This is a genomic window from Bacteroides mediterraneensis (genome assembly GCF_900128455.1).
In the GTDB taxonomy this organism is placed as follows: Bacteria; Bacteroidota; Bacteroidia; order Bacteroidales; family Bacteroidaceae; genus Phocaeicola; species Phocaeicola mediterraneensis.
Genome location: NZ_LT635788.1, coordinates 1,071 through 15,632, shown reverse-complemented (window position 1 = coordinate 15,632; position 14,562 = coordinate 1,071). Strand labels below are relative to the sequence as shown.

Genomic DNA, 14,562 nt, shown 5'->3' with positions numbered 1-14,562 from the left:
ATGAAGGACTTTATCCACGACGGCAGCACAGTGAACCGACCGAACAACGCGCAGGAAATCTACCTGAAGGAACTGGGCAGCGAAAGCCCGATGCTGGTACACCTCATCATGAAGTCGCTGCACAAGGAGGACAAGCGCAAGGTGAAGCACATCGGCTGCAAGCGTTTCGGCATCCAGTACCTGCTGAAAGGGATTTATGTCCACAATGACCTGCTGTATTTCCACACGGAGATAAAGAACCAGAGCAACGTGCCGTTTGACGTGGACTACATCACGTTCAAGATTGTGGACAAGAAGGTGGCAAAGCGTACCGCCATGCAGGAACAGGTACTGTTCCCGCTCCGCGCCTACAACTACGCCGTCCGTGTAGCGGGGAAGCAGTCCGAACGCACGGTGTTCTGCCTTCCGAAGTTCACCATCCCTGATGGCAAGCAACTTGTGGTGGAGATGAACGAGAAGGACGGCGGACGCCACCAGACGTTTACCGTGGAGAACGAGGACTTGGTACAGGCTGAAACCATCAACGAGCTACGCGTGCGATGAAAGGAAAGGTACTGTTTATTGTAACGCTTCTGTCCGTCCTCCTGGCAGGACGGGCGGAAGCCCAGCGGTGCCTGCTGAAGATGCGGGGCATCGAACTGAAAGCCGGGCTGAACGGGGCGGACGGCTATGTGCTGGGAGCCACGCTGTCAAGCTATGCCAAAGGCGGGAACAAGTGGGTGTACGGGGTGGAATACCTGCAAACCTACCATGATTATAGGAGTACGACCATCCCTGCGGCGCAGTTCACGGCGGAGGGCGGCTTCTACTACAACTTCCTGTCGGACGCGAAAAAGGTGGTGTTCCTCTATGCGGGCGCGTCAGCCCTTGCCGGGTACGAGACGGTGAACTGGGGCGAAAAGACGCTGTACGACGGGGCGCGGCTGAACAACGGGGATGCCTTCGTCTATGGCTGCGCCGCCACGCTGGACATGGAGGTGTACCTCGCGGACTTCATCGCGCTGACGGCTTCGCTCAGGGAGCGTTTCCTCTGGGGCGGCAGCATGGGCGTGTGTCATACGGAGTACGGGATAGGTGTCAAGTTCATCATCAACTGACGGATGCCTATGGACATAGAAGCGATGAAACGGTTTCCGATAGAGGATTTCCTCGCCCGGCTGGGGCATCATCCCGTGCAAAGGCGTGCCAATGCCGTCTGGTACAGGTCGCCTTACAGGGAGGAGCATACGCCTTCCTTCAAGGTAAACCCGGAGAAAAACCTCTGGTTCGATTTCGGTGAGGGCAAGGGCGGCAACATCTTCGCATTGGCAGGCGAGTTCATCAAGACGGGCGACTTCCTCACGCAAGCGAGATATGTGGCGGAAGTGGCGGGTATGCCGGCACAGGACTATGGACCGCAAAAAGCCGTTGATACGCACCGTTCCGACGGACACAGCTTCGAGGATGTGGAGGTGCTGCCTTTACAGAACCGGGCGTTGCTCCATTACCTGCAAGAGAGGGGCATACCGTCCGCCGTCGCCATTGCGAACTGCAAGGAGATGCGCTACACCACGCACGGCAAGCGGTATTTCGCCGTGGCTTTCGGCAACGAAGGCGGCGGCTACGAGATACGCAACCCGTTCTTCAAGGGCTGCGTGCCGCCGAAGGACGTGACCCTGCTGTCGGTCGGCTCGGCGACCTGCAACGTGTACGAGGGCTTCATGGACTACCTCTCCGCCCGTGCGCTGGGCATCGGCGGCAAGGAAGACCACCTCGTGCTCAACTCGGTGTCCAACGTGGCGAGGGCGTACCGCCATCTGGACGGCTACGGGCGGATAAAGTGCTACCTTGACAATGACGAAGCCGGACGGCGGACGCTGGGGGCTTTGCTTGCACGTTACGGCGGAAGGGTATCGAACTGCTCCGGCATCTATGACGGATGCAAGGACTTGAACGAGCACCTGCAAAGGGTGCTTGCCGAAAGGCAGGCTCAAAGCGAGAACGAAAAGAAAAACAAATCCATCAGACTATAACAGATTATGAACATGAATAAATTGGACAACAGACAAAAAGGGAAAAGAAACATAGTAAGAACCTTTGCTGCCCTCTGTGTGGGTATGCTCTCCTTCGGCTTCACCGCCTGCGATGATGACTTGGACGTGACGCAAGCCTACCCGTTCACGGTGGAGACCATGCCCGTGCCGAAGGAGCTGGCGCAGGGCGAAACGGCGGAGATACGCTGCGAACTGGTGCGTGAGGGCGAGTTTGACGGGGCGGTCTATACCATCCGCTACTTCCAGTTTGACGGCGAAGGTACGCTGAAGCTGGATAACGGCTTGGTATTCCTGCCCAACGACCGCTATTTGTTGGAGAACGAGAAGTTCCGCCTGTATTACACCTCGGAGTGCGACGAGTCGCAGAGCCTGACCATCACGGTGGAGGACAATTTCGGCAATGCCTTCGAGTGGGAAGTCGAGTTCAACAACGGTTCGGATGCGGATGTGGCGGTGTCGGACACTTTGAACGTCAGCCGATGATGCGCAAGGCGTTGCTTCTGCTGCTGGCGGCTGCCCTCTGTGGCAGCCTGCCGGCACAGGATACGGAGGAAACGGCACGGCTGCTGGCACTGTTCAACAGCCACCCGAAAGCGGACATAGCCGTCGAACTGGTGAAAAAATACGAAGGACTACATGACCGCTCCGACTACCCGTATTACGGCTACGGACACCGCAGGTTGCCAAACGAGAACCTGTCCTACGGCATGACGGAGGCGGAAGCCGAAGCCCTGCTCCGCAAGGATTTGGCGGTGCGTTACAGGCTGTTCCGCAAGTATGGAAAAGACGCGCTCCTGCTTACGGTTCTCAGCTACAATGTGGGGCAAGGGGTGCTGCTCGGTCATGGCGGGCATCCGAAAAGCGGGCTTGTCCGCAAGCTGGAAGCCGGAAACAGGGACATTTTCCGTGAATACACAGCCTACTGCCGGTACAAGGGCAAGCCCGTCCGCTCGATAGAGCGGCGGCGCAAAATGGAGTTCCTGCTGCTGTATGAGCGTGATGAAAACTGACATTATGGCGAAAAGTGTGTCGTTATATAGAACGGCACACTTTTTGTAGTATTAATTATTGAAATCTTTGGATTTTCTCGTTCATTGATTTGGTTGAACCTCTTTTGCCTTTGGAGTTCCAATGTGTTTGGTTTTTGATAAACGCAGTAGAGAATTGTTACAAACTTATGTCAAACTCTAAAATTATGCTGACTATGGTAAGGACGTTTTTTATAAGAGTGAAGAAGGAAAAAGTGATGAAACTAATCAACGTGTTGAGGGGTATGGAGACAAGGCAGAAATGCAGTAGTTCAACATGACGAGAATATCATCCCCCTCCACCAAAAACAATGAATTCACCATATTATCATCCGCAATTTTTTTTGCGGATTTTTTTATTTATCGAAGATGGAAAGCAACGGTTTCTTTGCTACTTATCCGCCTGTCCTGCTCATGAAAGAAAGTAGCGGGCGGCAATTCCTACCACCCGCAAAAGGGTCATCCTGCCATCATCCGCTTCTGTATGCGTTCAAGGGTACGCTCGGCAATGGGGCGTGTGTCCTTTGTCCAAAGGTCATAGTCATGCACGGATATTCCCACGCTCCGCAGGTCACGGATATAGCCGGACACATAATCTCCCGAAGGGAGGTAAACGAACTGCATCCATGCGTCCTTGCCGTCTGTCAGTATAAAATAGTATTTCATTTCGCTTGTTTTTTAATGGTTACAAATAAAGTGTGGGCGGTGGTTTCCACCGCCACGCACTCAAAATTCCCTCATATCAGCGATAGTCGTACAGTGTGTGAGCCATTCCTTTACGCAGGGCATGTTGTATTCGGAAGTGATGACTGCCGTATGCTCGTTTATCTGCGTAAACCTCGTACTTTCATAGTCCTCCACCCATCCTTTGAGGGTGTCAGTTCCCCATGCGTCCGCATCGGAAAACATATTGTCCAATACCTTGATTGGGTCACTGAACGTAACTATCAGCGTATCATAGCCTGCTGTCATAGCCTGTCCTCCTTCGCTTTAATCCATTCGTCACGTAACCGCCTGCACTCGTCCAGCGTGGGCTTCACGCAGGAGAACAACTCTCCGTCTGTATGGCGGTAGTCGTATTGCACGAAAGTGCGCCTTTTCCTGCCGATACTCATTTGGAAACTCTCGTATTTCTCCGTTCCTGCCGTTTGACAGGTGCTTACTCCGTTAATGGTCATTCTCGTTGTCATAGCCTTATCAATTAAAATTCAACAATCAGTAGTCTGTTCTCCAAACATTGGTCGGGGTCGGATGCTTTTTTTTGCGTCACCCATAAATGGTGTGCGCCATACCCAAAGGCGAAAAGGACATTGAAAAGTTCCTTTCGGGCGAACACCTCCATTACACCCCTTATATCCTGCTCGTTCTTTGTCAGTACAAGCGTGTTCAACAGTTCGATGAACATTTCGGGCAGCTCCTCGTGCCATCCGAAAACCATATTTTCTATTTTCACTTCCATATCTATAATTATTAGGTTGTCATACAATCATGCCGCTTCCATCCGCTGCCGTATCTGTTCGACATTGTCCTCCACCAATTTGATGATACGGTCGTGGTATTTGGTGTTGGAGTTGCATACGCCTCTGCATTGTACCACCTTCATCTGTGACAATGACACTTCTACCGTTTCAATCCGCTTCCCGTTGATGGTGGCGGAAAGTATAAGGGAATCCTTCTTTGTATGGTATCCTCCCACGCAATGGTGCATCGCCCTGCCCTCCAAAATCATATCTCTTACACTTTCAATCACTTTGACGCAGATTACACCGTCTGAAAAGGACAATCCGAAAAATCTCCCTTTGTTAAGCAGATAGCAATGTTCTTTTGAAAGGAATTTTGGAGTGTTACCGTTCATTTCCTTTTCCAATTCCCTTTCAACCACCTTTCTGCACGCTTTGTCATGCTCACGGGATAGGTTTTGAGGGCATACATATTTCATGTTCCTGACATCCTTTCCCAAATACTTCAGCGCATCAATGTAGTCACACCATGTCACGGCGTCATGTACCTTATATCCATTTCTATTGCAAATACGGATAGACTGCCAATAATCTTCCACATTCTCTTTGGGATGCTCCATGAAATGCCGCAAAAGTTTGGTCTGCCCTGTCTTTAGCAGGGTTTCCATTCTGTTGTCTGTCAATAGCGCATGGAAGAAATTCAGAGGTGACTGACCGTAAAAGGACTTTTGGAATCCCCTTTTTCTCAATTCATGGGTAACGGACATGAACGGACAGACCGTCCCCGAATGGACAAGATTGAAGATGTGGTTTTCTTTCCTCAATTCCAACGGAGTACAGAAAAGCCACAAATCATAATATAAAGTACCCATCGTTTGCCGTAGCCTTGTGAAAGTTACATGCTCCCCGTTGGGGGCAATCCATCTTTGCATGACTTCTGCCCACTCATATTCTGCGGGTTTGCCGACTCTCAACGAGCATTTTACCATGACAGACCTTACGACTTGGTAATCTTTACAGGCTGTTATCACCGTGAAATATCCACAATCATTGAAAATCCTTTTCCTGCCCTCGTGTATCGTCAGCCTTGTGCCGCAGTGCGGACATTTCTCATGCTTGCGCTTCGTGTCCGACTTCCATTGGTGACCGCATTTGGTGCAGGTTACAATCTTCTTGGCGGATTTATGCCCGACATGATTGATGCTATGCTCCAATCCCCATTGTATCTGCTTGATTGTAAGGGGTTGCAGGCTCTTGCTCGCTTCTACGATATTGCGTTGGAATTTATTCTTAGGTTTCATAATCAAAAGTCAAATAATGAAGGTTGTACTTGGGCTTCTTTTTTCGTTGCCTGCTTGTTCCGGCTCTGCAACTTGCGCAGTTCCTCGGCTTGGTATTGGCGGATGGCTTGCTGCCGTGCTTCCGCCTTTTCCTCATCAGTCAGTTCCATGTCGTGGCATACCATCACTTGGCATTGCAGGGGCTTGCCGACTTCGATGTCGTCCTCGTCAAAATAGTGTACCGCTTGGGATATGATCTCACCCCCTGTCATGCCGATGGCGTTGCCTCCGTCACATTGGCTTTTCGCCCAATGCAATAGATAGGTTACACACTCGTCAATGTTCTTGTTCGGTTTGCTGTAACTTGCCGCAAACAGCTTGTCCTCGGCTGCACGTTGTTCCAAATAGACTTGGATTGTACGTTTGAAATGGTCTGTTGTCTTGTTCATATCGTCAGATTTTAGATGTTGTCATTCGTGTAAAGTATGTCGCAGTCCTCCACTTCGGCTGGAAGTCCGAAAAGGGGATAACGTGAGAAATAGGGCTGTGCGTTGCCTTCTTCGTCCGTAAGGGGTGAGACAACCTGCACGTTCCACTTGCTCTGCCACTCGTCAATCATGCGGATTTCCTCGTCCGTCAGTCCCGTCATGTCACCGTTGATGATGTACCCCAAACTCCATGTGGGTATCTTTTCCGTTGTCTTGTTCATAAGGTTCTCTTTTGATGGGTTGTCAAATGGTTTCTTTCAAAATCTCTCTCCAATAGATTGGCTCTACCTCGCTTAAAAGGAAGTCAATGAAGTCCCTTCTTGCATCCTTGCACAACTCCTTGTACAGTTCTCGGAAAGTGCTGAAATTGCCGTTAATGTACGTTTCCACCATATACTCAAAGATGTTGTCCACCTCGTAAAACCTGCATTGCTGCGCTGCCGTCTTGCTGTTTCTTTTCGCCATATCCTTATGAATTAAAGGGTTAATAACCAAATGAATGTCCAAATAATTGTCACTATTGAAAGTAGTGCGGTGAGGATGCCGAACATGAAGTTCAACACGCCCAATAGGATTTCCCCTGCGATGCCTACCGCCAAACCTCCTGCGCAAAGGGTAATGCCCCATGCCGCTCTCGCTACTGCGGACAATACTTTCCGCAAAGCCTTTCCGATGTCGTTAAATGTCATTCTCATATCTTCCAATTTTTAAGTTGTTGTTACTTGTCTTGCTCGGATGGGGAGGTCGGGTCGAGTCCTTTTTCTTTTCGCCTCTCCGTATGTCCGATGTTTCCTTGTGACGTCTTCCGACCGCGCATCGGTCGTTTTCGTTTCTGGGGCCATGCAAAGGTTAGGGAGTAGATTCTGCAAATTTTTTCGACAGAATACTACCTGAGCCTGCGAAGTGTGGAGATTGTGGCTAAAAAATTTGCTGAACCTAATCCCGTCTTTACCTTTGCCCCTGCAACGAAAATGGCCACTGATGCCGTCTGGAATGGCGGCATGGGAATATCGACATACTTGCTGGAGAGGCGGGAAGGAAAAGGGGAAGTATAGAGGATGGCGCAACGCGCCACGGGGAAGTTCAATGGGCGGCGCAACGGACAAGGGGAAAGCCCCGCTTTCCTGCCGCCGTGACAGAAGTCCTGCAACCGTCATTGTCATGCGTGCATGGCTTGCGGTTGCAAGTTTTCTGCCGACGGCACATGTATTCAAACGGTCTTGTCTGCCATGCCCGGTTTGGCAAAAGCATGGCAAGACGGTTTGAGGACAGGGAAGACATGACAGCCGGAAATAGTCGCAGGTGCAGATTCACGCTTGCCGTGTCCTGCATCCGGCGGCATTTCGGCTGCCAAAAGAAGACGAGAAAAAGAAAATGGATAAAACGGACTTGTCCGTTCTGCACAAGCATATAAAAGAAGTGCCCACGGCGATGGCGGTGTCACTTGTGACATTGTGGTCGTCGTGGGCTTTTCTTTGCTTGTGCCGTTTCTGAAATGGGCTTACGCACATCAAGCCGGAAGCCGTTTTCAGAACGAGGTAACAGTAAATATCCCTAAAAAATAGGTAATGATTTGGTGCTATGGGATAAAAAATGTATCTTTGCAAATACGAAAGAGTTGTTTGAATCTATGAGGTAAACCGCAGCAAGTCAGAGCGTTCTGAATGTCGCTAAATCGTTACCTAAAATCTCACACTCTTCAATTCCATTCTGTGCATCAATCAGATACAGCTTTTTTAATTATCCTTTACAAAGATAAATGTTTTTTTAAACAATCAAATATCTCAAATGTTTTTCAGATAATAATTTAAAAAAAAGGCATCAATATTTTTGAAACTTATAAAAATGAAGTACTTATTTTCATACGTTCCAAAATGCGCTTGCAAATGTCTTTGCATTTTAACCGTACAATTATTCGCAATAGGGTGTTGTTGCCAGCTTGGAAGTAGTTTTGCTTCTATTGAAAAGATTTAAGAAATTGAAAAAAATGGAATACTTCAGACAGATTTCTTCAGCTTTCGAGAAATTATGTAGTGCTGGTAAGCAATTGTGCTTCTTCTGGGAATATTGCCGTGGTCATAGTATTGATATTGGTTATATGTATTTAGTCCTGAAGTTACAATGCCTAAGTTTAAATAATATGTCTAGATATACTGAAACGGCTTCTGATTTTGTATCTGTGCAAAATTTTATCGGGAAGTAATGAAAAACTTTAATTTATCATTTTGATTTTACGTAATTTAGTACACTATTCTCGCCATATTAACCATCTCTTTTTATGTGTGATTGGCGATATTTGTCTTTAAATTAAGAATGAAACGTCATGAAGCAAGAAACTGTGAACTCACGCCCTCAGAAGGGAAATCCGTTTGTGACCTTTTTATGGGTCATATTGATTGTCTTATTTTTGAATTGGTTGATTTTCCCGAACTTGACGGGACAGAAAATCAAATCCACAGATTATGGAACTTTCATAGAGAAGATGGAGGAAGGGTCGATAAAGGAGGTGATGATTAAATCCGGACAGATTTATTTTACGGTAGCCGATAAAGGAAACGTCACGACTTATCAGACTGGAGAAATAAATGACCCTCAGTTGGTAGACAGGCTACTGAAGGCAAAAAGTCCGAATGAGGATGGTAAAGTAGCTTTTACAGAGATAGTTCCTGAAGAAAATTCTCCTTTTTTGAATTTTATCTTGATGTGGGTATTGCCGGGGCTGTTGTTTTATGTAATAGGGAAGCGAGCTAGTCGAAGTATCCAGGCCCGTATGGGAACTGGAGGTAATTTTATGTCATTCGGGAATGGAGGGGCCAAGATTTATGCGGATGCAGAAATCAAGACGACATTTGCCGATGTGGCCGGACAAAACGAAGCGAAAGAAATGCTGAAAGAGATTGTGGAATTTCTACATAAACCACAGAAATATACGGATATAGGTGCTTCGTTACCTAAGGGAGCTTTGTTGGTGGGGCCTCCGGGAACGGGAAAAACGTTGATAGCACGTGCGGTAGCCGGAGAAGCAAAGGTACCTTTCTTTGCTATCTCGGGTTCCGAGTTCGTGCAAATGTTTGTGGGAATGGGAGCCGCAAAAGTACGCGACCTTTTCAGGCAGGCAAACGAGAAAGCTCCTTGTATTATTTTTATTGATGAGATAGATGCCATTGGCAAACGACGGGACAGTGGACTGGGAGGAAACGATGAACGGGAACAGACATTGAACCAGTTGCTGACGGAGATGGATGGATTTGACGGGCGGAAAGGAGTTGTGATATTGGCAGCCACGAATCGTCCGGAGGACTTGGATAAGGCCTTGCTTCGCCCAGGACGTTTTGACAGACGTATTCAAATGGAATTACCCGACCTTGAGGGACGGAAGGCGATTCTGAACGTACATCTGAAGAAGGTAAAGCATGAGACGGTAGATATAGATATCGTGGCTCGTGCTACGGCGGGTACATCGGGTGCAGAATTGGCCAATATTGTCAATGAAGCGGCATTGAGGGCGGTTCGTATGGGAAGAAGTGAAGTGACTACCGAGGATTTGGAAGAAAGTGTGGAAACCGTGATAGCGGGTGCACAGAAAAAGGGAAAGGTTGTTTCTGCGGAAGAGAAGAAAATCATAGCCTACCATGAAATAGGACACGCGTTAGTGGCTGCCATGCAGAGCCACTCGGCACCGGTACATAAGATTACGATTATTCCTCGCACTTCGGGAGCACTCGGATATACCATGCAGGTGGAGAGTGGGGAACAGGTATTGATGAACAAGGAAGAGTTGTTCAATCGGATTGCAACCCTGACAGGTGGACGGACGGCAGAGGAAGAAATTTGTCACGTTGTGACTACGGGGGCTTCAAATGATATTGAGCAGGCTACTAAACTGGCCCGTGCAATGGTCACTCGTTATGGAATGAGTGATAAATATGACATGATGGGACTGGAGACGGTGAATAATGTCTATTTGGGAGGAGATACTTCGCTCACTTGTTCTGCTGAAACGGCAGCCAGCATTGACCAGGAAGTGCTTGAAATGATTCAGAAAGCACATGAGAAATCACGTCGCCTCATTCAGGAAAATCTGGATGTGATGCATGAGGCAGCTTCTTTATTGCTGGAAAAAGAAACCATTACCGGTGAGGAGTTCATGCATATTCTGCATCAGTCGGGTAAGCTGTAATGGCTGGTGATTCTTTGGGGGGAGAAGCGTAATAAAGAGGTGGGAAAGAGAAAGCCTGAGAAAAAATTACGAAGGCGGAAATAATAGAAGGGATGAATGAAAAGAGGTGCGAGATAAAATCTTATTTTTGTCACCGACAAAAGAATGATGGTTGAACCTTTCAAATTCATATTATTATGATAGCACCTGTTTATGCTGCAGCAGAAAACCGCTACGAGTGTGGCATGCAATATCGGCGTGCCGGACGGAGTGGGGTGATGCTGCCCGCCATTTCACTGGGATTATGGCATAATTTCGGGGACGTGGATACACTCTCGCTCAGCCGGAAAAAATTGCATTATGCCTTTGATCATGGAATTACACACTTTGACTTGGCCAATAATTACGGGCCGTCGTATGGCTCGGCCGAGGAGACTTTCGGACAGATAATAAAATCGTCATTGGCTCCTTACCGGGACGAACTGTTTATTTCTACAAAGGCGGGACACGACATGTGGCCGGGTCCGTATGGCAACTGGGGTTCCCGCAAACACTTGATGGCCAGTCTGGACCAGAGCCTGAAACGGATGAATCTGGAATATGTGGATGTGTTTTATTCACATCGTTATGATCCGGAAACACCGTTGGAAGAGACGCTTCAGGCGTTGGTGGATATCGTACACCAGGGAAAGGCTTTGTATGTGGGCCTGTCCAAATATCCTCTGGAAGCCTATTTGTTTGCCAGTCGTTACTTGAAGGAACGGGATGTGCCGTGCCTGTTGTATCAAGGGCGCTACAGTATGCTGGTACGTGAGCCCGAATCTCAAGGAATCTTGCAGGCGGTCAGAGAAAATGGGGCGGGGTTTGTGGCCTTTTCTCCTTTGGCCCAGGGCTTGCTGACCAATCGTTATTTGAACGGTATTCCAGAGGATTCCCGTATTGCACGTGGAGGCTTCTTGAAAAAAGAGGCACTAACGCCAGAAGTCTTGAGAAAGATTCAGGCATTGGACGAACATGCACGTTTGCGCGGACAGTCGTTAGCCGAGATGGCGTTGGCTTGGCTGCTGAAAGATGCGTCGGTCACTTCCGTATTGGTGGGAGCCAGTTCCGTGGAACAATTGGGCGATAGCCTGAAGGCGCTGGATAATCTTTCGTTCGAGGAAGAAGAACTTCAGCGCCTTGAAGAGATTCTTGCGTAGGCGTTTAATCTCGTGTGTTTGAGGAAGAAAGGGAAATGTAAAAAAGTGAGCGGTCTGTTTGTTAAAACTGTTTAATTATAGGCGGCTCACTTTTTTGGATATGAACATTCCTTTAAATTTGCTCCTTTGAAACACACTCGTTTTTATATATGGATGAAATAATCATTATTATCGGGTTGATAGTACTGAACGGTATCTTCGCCATGTCCGAGGTGGCATTAATATCAGCCCGAAAATCCCGGTTGTCGACCGACGTAAAAAAAGGTAATAAATCTGCTCGCGTAGCATTGAAACTGGCAGGGGACCCAGATCGTTTTCTTTCTACCGTCCAAATCGGAATCACATTGATAGGTATCTTGACCGGTATTTATTCGGGAAATAAAATTGCGATTGATTTGACCAATGTGCTGGTTTCGTGGGGAGTCTCTTCTACTTATGCATCCGGACTGGCTCAGGGGATTATCGTTGTCATCGTTACCTATCTGACTATCATTTTTGGGGAGCTGGTGCCGAAGCGTATCGGTATGAGTATGGCCGAGAGAATGGCTAAGCTGGTGGCTCGTCCGATGAATGTGCTGGCCAAGATTGCCTTACCGTTTGTCTGGTTGCTTTCAAAAAGTACAGAACTGATTTTCAATTTGTTGAATATTAAAGAAGCCGAGAATAAGGTGACAGAAGAGGAAATCAAATCGATTATCAAGGAGGGGGCTGACGATGGAGAAGTGCAACCTGTGGAACAGGACATCGTGCAGCGTGTATTTCTGCTGGGTGATTTGAAGGTCGGTTCCATCATGACACACAAAAGTGATATTGTTTCATTGGAAAGCAACATGACGGCAGCCGAAGTGAAGGAGGTGCTGGTGAAGGAGTTGTATGAGTTCTACCCGGTGACAGAAGATGGAGATTTGGATAAGGTGAAAGGAGTGGTGAACCTGAAAGATTTGGTCTTGCATCTCCCTGAGAAGGATTTCAATCTGCCTGCCTTGACGCATGAAGCTACGTTTTTCCATGAGAATATGAACGTATATAAGGCGCTGGAACAGATGAAGGCGCAGAAGATAAGTCGCGCGTTAGTCTGCGATGAGTTTGGCGCCTGTGTGGGAATTATTACTTTGCGTGACATTCTGGAAGGGTTGGTCGGTTCGATGGATGATGCTGGAGAAGAGCCGGATATCATTAAGCGGATTAACAAGGAAGGATGGCTGGTCGACGGACAGTGTCCGTTGTATGATTTCTTGTGTTATTTTAACCGGCAGGATTTGTTGGAGGACGTGGATTACCATACAGTAGGAGGGTTGATTCTGCAATATTTACAGCATATTCCTCAAAGTGGTGAAACGTTAGAATGGAATAATTTTGTTTTCGAGGTCGTAGATATGGATGGAGCTCGAATCGATAAGGTATTGGTGACGATTCCTTCTTCAGAAGAGGAAGGTGAATGTGAGTTTTGATTTTGCATATAATTCGTGACTGAAAGGCTTTCCTGGCTTTGGCTTGGGAAAGCCTTTTTTGTTAACGGGGCTGAATACAACGGAATTCTTCGTTAATATGTGTTGTAAAACATGATTTTTAAGTCTTAGGCTTTGCAATTCCAAATAAAATAAATACTTTTGCACTGTGTTTTTCATAGTATTAGATTTAAGGTTAACAAAGGTTGGAGTTCAGCGGAACTCCTTTTTTTATGTCCTTATGTGAGGTTTCTTGTTTTTCAATCCACTTTTATCTTCCTGGTTTTCTGTAAGTTTCCCTTCAGACTGTTTTCCCTGTAAATGGTCAGTTTGTTCTTTCCTGTGTTTCGTATTCTGAAAATGTCGGCAGGATAACCTCTCTTTTCCTTTATGTTTTCTATGTTTCCAGTGTGGAAACCGTAGGTTTTCCTGCCGAGAAACGTACGTTTTCCATAGCGGAGACCTACGTTTCCCGAGAGGAAAACATAGAAAATGCCGGGAGTCTCTGAAAAAAATGTGCCTGCGGTGGGAGTTTTCCGGGGCGTTATTTGTCATGCCGCCTGTGAAAATCACGAATTTTATGGTGGACTGGTGATTCTGTTTCCTACGTTTTCGGATGTTTTTCCGTTTTTTGGCCTTCGTGCAAAGAAATTTCGTGCAGGATTTTTCCGTGTTTCCGCTGTTTTTTATGCCGATTTTTATGCCGATCCGGTGTGTATCTTCGCCTTTCCCCTTTTGCATGATGTGTGTATATGTGCGCGTACATACGCCCGCGCGAAATACATAATGTAGCCATGTTCCCGTCCGTTTTCGGAAGTGTTGGAAAAATATATCCTATAACATATTCTATTTCAATGACTTATAAAAATCTTCAAAGATTTTTGAAAAAAAGAGTGTGATAAAAGTTGCAGGAGCGGAAAAAGTGCGTACCTTTGCAACCGCTTTCGAGAGGGAGAGCCGCTGAGAATGACAGACTGGTAAAGAGAGGCAGACTTTCAAAGGCGCTGCACCCGAGTATCTTACCTTGCAAGACGGCAAGGGAGCGAGAAACGGATAAGCCCCGCGAGGTCATCCCGAGAAACTTTTTCGAAAAAAACTTTCGGAAAAATTTGGAGGGAAAGAAAAAACGCCTTACCTTTGCAAACGCTTTCCCGCTGAAACGGGAGCACGAAAGAAAGATAGTTCTTTGAAAGACTTTAGATAAACAAACGAAGATGTAGTACAAGAAGTAGTCTTATATATAATGTATATATGGGATGAAACAAGAACCGTCAATAACCTGAAAAGGATATAGAAATCGGTTTCCTGGAACAGAATCAACAATACCCGCAAGGGTAAGAAAATATTTTACAATGAAGAGTTTGATCCTGGCTCAGGATGAACGCTAGCTACAGGCTTAACACATGCAAGTCGAGGGGCAGCATGAACTTAGCTTGCTAAGTTTGATGGCGACCGGCGCACGGGTGA

General features: G+C 47.3%; 18 protein-coding genes. 8 read left to right on the top strand and 10 right to left on the bottom strand.

All coding sequences use genetic code 11. The features are described from left to right. From traN to BQ7480_RS17420, 5 genes are all read left to right on the top strand, one after another. A partial coding sequence (gene traN / locus BQ7480_RS17440; protein ID WP_072544122.1) for a conjugative transposon protein TraN occupies positions 1-543 on the top strand: 543 nt, incomplete at its 5' end. Beyond that, positions 540-1,097 carry a conjugal transfer protein TraO gene (locus tag BQ7480_RS17435; protein ID WP_072544121.1) on the top strand — a complete coding sequence of 186 codons (558 nt, stop codon included), beginning with the start codon at positions 540-542 and terminating at the stop codon, positions 1,095-1,097. The genes traN and BQ7480_RS17435, both read left to right, overlap by 4 nt. Before the next feature lie 3 nt (positions 1,098-1,100). Further along, positions 1,101-2,012 carry a toprim domain-containing protein gene (locus BQ7480_RS17430; protein ID WP_072544120.1) on the top strand — a complete coding sequence of 304 codons (912 nt, stop codon included), beginning with the start codon at positions 1,101-1,103 and terminating at the stop codon, positions 2,010-2,012. A gap of 6 nt (positions 2,013-2,018) precedes the next feature. Continuing rightward, positions 2,019-2,516, top strand: a complete 498-nt coding sequence (locus BQ7480_RS17425; RefSeq protein WP_081030559.1) for a DUF3872 domain-containing protein — start codon at positions 2,019-2,021, stop codon at positions 2,514-2,516. Then, on the top strand, positions 2,513-3,043 hold the full coding sequence (locus BQ7480_RS17420) for a glycoside hydrolase family protein (protein WP_055220758.1): 531 nt from the start codon (positions 2,513-2,515) through the stop codon (positions 3,041-3,043). Before BQ7480_RS17425 ends, BQ7480_RS17420 begins: the two co-directional genes overlap by 4 nt. 477 nt (positions 3,044-3,520) lie before the next feature. Here the strand turns inward: BQ7480_RS17420 and BQ7480_RS17415 are convergent, their stop codons facing one another. The 10 genes from BQ7480_RS17415 to BQ7480_RS18050 form a co-directional block, all read right to left on the bottom strand. Next, positions 3,521-3,727, bottom strand: coding sequence for a hypothetical protein (locus tag BQ7480_RS17415; protein WP_055220760.1), 207 nt, complete (start codon positions 3,725-3,727; stop codon positions 3,521-3,523). 60 nt (positions 3,728-3,787) lie between these two features. After that, on the bottom strand, positions 3,788-4,033 hold the full coding sequence (locus BQ7480_RS17410) for a DUF6956 domain-containing protein (RefSeq protein WP_032570576.1): 246 nt from the start codon (positions 4,031-4,033) through the stop codon (positions 3,788-3,790). Beyond that, positions 4,030-4,251: a DUF3873 domain-containing protein gene (locus BQ7480_RS17405; RefSeq protein ID WP_021963145.1), complete on the bottom strand. Its 222-nt coding sequence runs from the start codon at positions 4,249-4,251 to the stop codon at positions 4,030-4,032. Before BQ7480_RS17405 ends, BQ7480_RS17410 begins: the two co-directional genes overlap by 4 nt. 11 nt (positions 4,252-4,262) lie before the next feature. Beyond that, positions 4,263-4,520, bottom strand: coding sequence for a hypothetical protein (locus BQ7480_RS17400; RefSeq protein WP_021963144.1), 258 nt, complete (start codon positions 4,518-4,520; stop codon positions 4,263-4,265). A 27-nt stretch (positions 4,521-4,547) separates the two neighbouring features. Continuing rightward, positions 4,548-5,822, bottom strand: coding sequence for a PcfJ domain-containing protein (locus tag BQ7480_RS17395; protein ID WP_072544119.1), 1,275 nt, complete (start codon positions 5,820-5,822; stop codon positions 4,548-4,550). A 2-nt stretch (positions 5,823-5,824) separates the two neighbouring features. Further along, positions 5,825-6,250, bottom strand: coding sequence for a PcfK-like family protein (locus tag BQ7480_RS17390; RefSeq protein ID WP_072544118.1), 426 nt, complete (start codon positions 6,248-6,250; stop codon positions 5,825-5,827). An 11-nt stretch (positions 6,251-6,261) separates the two neighbouring features. Continuing rightward, positions 6,262-6,510, bottom strand: a complete 249-nt coding sequence (locus BQ7480_RS17385; protein ID WP_021963141.1) for a DUF6926 domain-containing protein — start codon at positions 6,508-6,510, stop codon at positions 6,262-6,264. A 22-nt stretch (positions 6,511-6,532) separates the two neighbouring features. After that, positions 6,533-6,859, bottom strand: a complete 327-nt coding sequence (locus BQ7480_RS17380) for a hypothetical protein (RefSeq protein ID WP_394332663.1) — start codon at positions 6,857-6,859, stop codon at positions 6,533-6,535. Beyond that, positions 6,766-6,984, bottom strand: coding sequence for a hypothetical protein (locus BQ7480_RS17640; RefSeq protein WP_083581902.1), 219 nt, complete (start codon positions 6,982-6,984; stop codon positions 6,766-6,768). Before BQ7480_RS17640 ends, BQ7480_RS17380 begins: the two co-directional genes overlap by 94 nt. Before the next feature lie 388 nt (positions 6,985-7,372). Further along, positions 7,373-7,540 (bottom strand): hypothetical protein, encoded by a 168-nt coding sequence (locus BQ7480_RS18050; RefSeq protein WP_154670769.1) that lies wholly within the window; start codon positions 7,538-7,540, stop codon positions 7,373-7,375. A 1,072-nt stretch (positions 7,541-8,612) separates the two neighbouring features. On the opposite strand from BQ7480_RS18050, the gene ftsH reads away from it, so the two are divergent. From ftsH to BQ7480_RS17350, 3 genes are all read left to right on the top strand, one after another. Further along, complete coding sequence (gene ftsH, locus BQ7480_RS17360; RefSeq protein WP_072544117.1) at positions 8,613-10,469, top strand: ATP-dependent zinc metalloprotease FtsH; 1,857 nt, start codon at positions 8,613-8,615, stop codon at positions 10,467-10,469. 176 nt (positions 10,470-10,645) lie between these two features. Next, positions 10,646-11,647 carry an aldo/keto reductase gene (locus tag BQ7480_RS17355; protein ID WP_072544116.1) on the top strand — a complete coding sequence of 334 codons (1,002 nt, stop codon included), beginning with the start codon at positions 10,646-10,648 and terminating at the stop codon, positions 11,645-11,647. Between the two features lie 149 nt (positions 11,648-11,796). Next, positions 11,797-13,098, top strand: coding sequence for a hemolysin family protein (locus BQ7480_RS17350; protein ID WP_072544115.1), 1,302 nt, complete (start codon positions 11,797-11,799; stop codon positions 13,096-13,098). Positions 13,099-14,562 lie beyond the last annotated feature (1,464 nt).

Excerpts from the sequence above, each read along its gene's own strand:
- BQ7480_RS17400 (WP_021963144.1), bottom strand. The coding sequence starts at position 4,520 with ATGGAAGTGAAAATAGAAAATATGGTTTTCGGATGGCACGAGGAGCTG.
- BQ7480_RS17425 (WP_081030559.1), top strand. The coding sequence starts at position 2,019 with ATGAACATGAATAAATTGGACAACAGACAAAAAGGGAAAAGAAACATA.
- BQ7480_RS18050 (WP_154670769.1), bottom strand. The coding sequence starts at position 7,540 with ATGCTTTTGCCAAACCGGGCATGGCAGACAAGACCGTTTGAATACATG.
- BQ7480_RS17390 (WP_072544118.1), bottom strand. The coding sequence starts at position 6,250 with ATGAACAAGACAACAGACCATTTCAAACGTACAATCCAAGTCTATTTG.
- BQ7480_RS17430 (WP_072544120.1), top strand. The coding sequence starts at position 1,101 with ATGCCTATGGACATAGAAGCGATGAAACGGTTTCCGATAGAGGATTTC.
- BQ7480_RS17355 (WP_072544116.1), top strand. The coding sequence starts at position 10,646 with ATGATAGCACCTGTTTATGCTGCAGCAGAAAACCGCTACGAGTGTGGC.
- BQ7480_RS17405 (WP_021963145.1), bottom strand. The coding sequence starts at position 4,251 with ATGACAACGAGAATGACCATTAACGGAGTAAGCACCTGTCAAACGGCA.
- BQ7480_RS17640 (WP_083581902.1), bottom strand. The coding sequence starts at position 6,984 with ATGAGAATGACATTTAACGACATCGGAAAGGCTTTGCGGAAAGTATTG.
- BQ7480_RS17350 (WP_072544115.1), top strand. The coding sequence starts at position 11,797 with ATGGATGAAATAATCATTATTATCGGGTTGATAGTACTGAACGGTATC.
- BQ7480_RS17420 (WP_055220758.1), top strand. The coding sequence starts at position 2,513 with ATGATGCGCAAGGCGTTGCTTCTGCTGCTGGCGGCTGCCCTCTGTGGC.
- BQ7480_RS17385 (WP_021963141.1), bottom strand. The coding sequence starts at position 6,510 with ATGAACAAGACAACGGAAAAGATACCCACATGGAGTTTGGGGTACATC.
- BQ7480_RS17415 (WP_055220760.1), bottom strand. The coding sequence starts at position 3,727 with ATGAAATACTATTTTATACTGACAGACGGCAAGGACGCATGGATGCAG.
- ftsH (WP_072544117.1), top strand. The coding sequence starts at position 8,613 with ATGAAGCAAGAAACTGTGAACTCACGCCCTCAGAAGGGAAATCCGTTT.
- BQ7480_RS17395 (WP_072544119.1), bottom strand. The coding sequence starts at position 5,822 with ATGAAACCTAAGAATAAATTCCAACGCAATATCGTAGAAGCGAGCAAG.
- BQ7480_RS17435 (WP_072544121.1), top strand. The coding sequence starts at position 540 with ATGAAAGGAAAGGTACTGTTTATTGTAACGCTTCTGTCCGTCCTCCTG.
- BQ7480_RS17410 (WP_032570576.1), bottom strand. The coding sequence starts at position 4,033 with ATGACAGCAGGCTATGATACGCTGATAGTTACGTTCAGTGACCCAATC.